Source organism: Methylobacterium sp. WL103 (assembly GCF_008039885.1).
Taxonomy (GTDB): domain Bacteria; phylum Pseudomonadota; class Alphaproteobacteria; order Rhizobiales; family Beijerinckiaceae; genus Methylobacterium; species Methylobacterium cerastii.
In genome coordinates, this window is the sequence record NZ_VRUX01000455.1 from 1 (window position 1) to 3,504 (window position 3,504).

Consider the following 3,504-nt stretch of genomic DNA (forward strand, 5'->3'; position numbering starts at 1 on the left):
GGCCTCGATGCCGCGCACCCGGCCGCCGCGCTCGCGCACCAGCCAGAACCCGTCGCCGCCGATGCCGTTCATGTGCGGGTAGACCACGGCGATCGCCGCCGCCATCGCGGTCATCGCCTCGATGGCGTTGCCGCCCTGCGCCAGCACGGTCTGCCCGGCCTGCGCGGCGAGGTGGTGCGGGGCGGCGCAGGCGCCGTGGGAGAAGACGGGGGTCTCGGGCATGGTCTCGCTCGCGGCTGGCGACGGCTCGCTCCGGCTGTACGAAAACCGTGCCGTCGGTGCAAAAGGCGCGAGGGCGGCCACTCCGCTTCCCCCCCTCTGCGCTACTGGATCCACATCGTTCGTCACGGCATCGGATAACGCGCGGGTTCCCCTCTCCCCGCGTGCGGGGAGAGGCCCGGCTGCACCCCGTCGTGCAGCCGGAGAGCGAGAGGCGAAGCCGAAGCGACGGTGAGGGGGAGCTTCCGGAAGTGCCTCCTCCGGCTCGGCCCCCTCACCGTCGGCTGCCGCCTCGCTTTGCCGACGACGAGGTCGTCGAAGCCCTCTCCCCGCACGCGGGGCGAGGGGATGCGCGCACATCGAACCGCCAAGGGCAGGAGAGGTGTGAATACAGTAGCCGTTGTGCGGGAAAAGGCAGAACGCGCGGTTCGCGTGTCACCGTCCCGCATCGGACTCGGCCGGGCGCCTGTTGTACGGTTGCCGCCGCACGCCACCCGAGCCGTCCGTGATCCACCGCCCATCCGCCATCGGAGCGCTTGCCGCGATGCTCAGCATCCCGGCCTTCGCGCAGACGCCGCCGGCGCCCCCGGCCATCCCCGTGATCCGCGAAGGCGCCGGCGGCGACGTGCGGACCTCCGTGGCCCAGCCCGAGACCACGAGCCAGACCTCGGGCGGCTACGCCCGCTCGGTCGAGCCCTATCTCGGCCCCCTCGGCGATCCCTTCGGCCTGCGCCCGGTGCTGAAGGAGCGGGGCATCCAGTACAGCCTCACCTACATCGCGGACGTGCTCGGCAACCCCACCGGCGGAATGCGGCAGGGAGCGGTGGTGGAGGACCGGCTGAACCTGCGGCTCTACCTCGACCTCGACACGCTCGCCGGCTGGCAGGGCGCCACGGCGCACGCCAACGCCTACTTCATCCACGGCACCGGCCTGTCGCGCTACTACGTCGGCAACCTGCTCGACGTCAGCGTCATCGGGGCGCTGCCCGCGACACGGCTCTACGTGCTGTGGTTCGACCAGCAGCTCTTCGACGGCAAGCTCGGCCTGCGGGTCGGCCAGCAGGCCGCCGACAGCGAGTTCTTCGTGAGCCAGACCGCGACGCTGTTCGTGAACTCGAGCTTCGGCTGGCCGGCGATCACCAGCGCGAACCTCCCCTCCGGCGGCCCGGCCTACCCCCTGGCGACGCCGGCGATCCGGGCGAAGTTCGAGCCCGGCGGCGGGCTCTCGTTCCAGGCCGGGCTCTACGACGGCGATCCGGCCGGGGCCAACCGCCCGGGCGACGACGCGGAGGCGCAGCGCCTCAACCGCACCGGCACGAACTTCCGCACGCACGACCCGGCCCTGATCGTGGCCGAGGCGGCCTATTCCTACAACACCGAGAAGGGCTCGACCGCGCTGCCCGGCACGGTGACCTTCGGCGGCTGGCAGCATTTCGGCCGCTTCGACGACCTGCGCCGCGACACCCTCGGCCTGTCGCTCGCCGACCCGGCCTCGTCCGGCCTGCCGCGCCGGCAGCGCGGCAACGCCGGGCTCTACGCGATGATCGACCAGAGCGTCCTGATCGAGCCCGAGAAGGACGACGAGGGCCTGTCGGTGTTCGTGCGCGCCTCGCTCTCGCCGACGCGCTCCAGCCTGATCTCGGCCTACGTCGACGCCGGCCTCGCCTACAAGGGCCTGATCCCGGGGCGCGACGACGACACGGTCGGCGCCGGCATCGCCTACGCCCGCTACGCCGACGACGCCCGCCGGGCCGACACCGACACCATCCTGTTCACCGGCACCCCGATCCCGCGGCGGCGGGCCGAGACCGCGCTGGAGGCGACCTACCAGGCGCTGGTGGTGCCGGGCTTCACCGTGCAGCCGGACCTGCAGTACATCATCCGCCCGAGCGGCGGCGTCGCGGATGCCGACGGGCGCCGGCTGAAGAACGCCACCGTGCTCGGGGTGCGGGCGACCGTGCAGTACTGAGTCGAAGGTCCGCCGGCCCCGCCGTGCCGGCCGCACCGCCCTATCTTCCCCTGATGATCATTTTCGAGTGGGTTGTCGGCGTCCTGTTCGGCGCGGTGCTGCTGGCGGCTCTCGCGCGGCGAATCGGTGCGCCGTATCCGGCCTTCCTGGCGCTCGGCGGCGTCGGCCTCGCCTTCGTGCCGGGCGTCCCGAACCTCGAGCTCGACCCGGGGCTGGCGCTGGCGCTGTTCCTCGCGCCCGTGCTGATGGATGCCGGCTACGGCACCTCGCTGCGCGACCTGAGGGCGAACTGGCGCCCGATCGCCGGCCTCGCCTTCGGGGCGGTGGCGGTGACGACGATCGCGGTCGCCGTCGTCGCCAAGCTGCTGGTGCCGGACATGCCGCTTTCCGCCTGCATCGTGCTCGGGGCGATCGTCGCGCCGCCGGACGCGGTGGCCGCGCTCTCGGTGCTGCGCCACGTCTCGCTGCCGCACCGCCTCACCACCATCCTGCGCGGCGAGAGCCTGCTCAACGACGCCGGCTCCCTGCTGATCTACCGGCTCGGCGTCGCGGCCGCCGCGAGCGGCGCCTTCCACGTCTCCGAGGTCGGCCCGACCTTCCTCGTGGGCGTGGTCGCGAGCCTGGTGGTGGGGCCGCTCGCGGGGCTCGCCTTCGTCGCCGGGATGCGGCGGGTGCAGGACGCGGCCAGCACCATCGTGCTGCAATTCGTGGCCGCCTTCGGGATCTGGATCGCCGCCGAGCGCCTGGAGATGTCGGGCGTGCTGACGCTCGTCGCCTTCGCGATCACGGTGGCGCGCGGCACTCCCGGCATCACCGCCCCGCGCGTGCGCATCATCTCCTACGCGGTCTGGAACACGGCGGTGTTCGTGCTCAACGTGCTGGCCTTCGTGCTGATCGGCATCCAGATCGGCCCGATCCTCGAGCGGCTCGCCGGCGCCGACCAGCTCGTCGCGCTGGCGCTCGCCGGCGCGGTCTTCGCCACCGTGGTGCTGGTGCGCGTCGCCTGGGTGCTGCCGGCGTCCGGCCTGCCCGGCCTCTCCGTCGCCGATCCCGGCCGCGGCCGGCTCCGGAGCGCCGTCGCGGTGTCCTGGGCTGGGATGCGCGGCATCCTCACCATCGCCACGGCGCTCGCCCTGCCGCAGGAATTCCCGCACCGCGACCTGATCGTCTTCGCCGCGTTCGGCACGGTGCTCGGCACCCTGGTGGTCCAGGGCCTGACCCTGAACCCGCTGCTCGCCCGCCTCGGCCTCGAGGACGACGACCCGGTCGGGCGCGAGACCGGACGCGCCCGGGCCGAGGCCTACCAGGCGGCCCTC

Annotated in this window: 3 protein-coding genes; 2 read left to right on the plus strand and 1 reads right to left on the minus strand. The window is 73.1% G+C overall.

The window, feature by feature from the left end:
• The coding region (locus FV222_RS20420) for a gamma-glutamyltransferase (RefSeq protein WP_187277395.1) at nucleotides 1-222 on the minus strand (222 nt) is incomplete at its 3' end.
• Between the two features lie 541 nt (nucleotides 223-763).
• Between FV222_RS20420 and FV222_RS20430 the strand changes: the two genes are divergently transcribed.
• Nucleotides 764-2,188 (plus strand): carbohydrate porin, encoded by a 1,425-nt coding sequence (locus FV222_RS20430; RefSeq protein WP_147815505.1) that lies wholly within the window; start codon nucleotides 764-766, stop codon nucleotides 2,186-2,188.
• A 53-nt stretch (nucleotides 2,189-2,241) separates the two neighbouring features.
• A partial coding sequence (locus FV222_RS20435) for a sodium:proton antiporter (RefSeq protein ID WP_147815506.1) occupies nucleotides 2,242-3,504 on the plus strand: 1,263 nt, incomplete at its 3' end.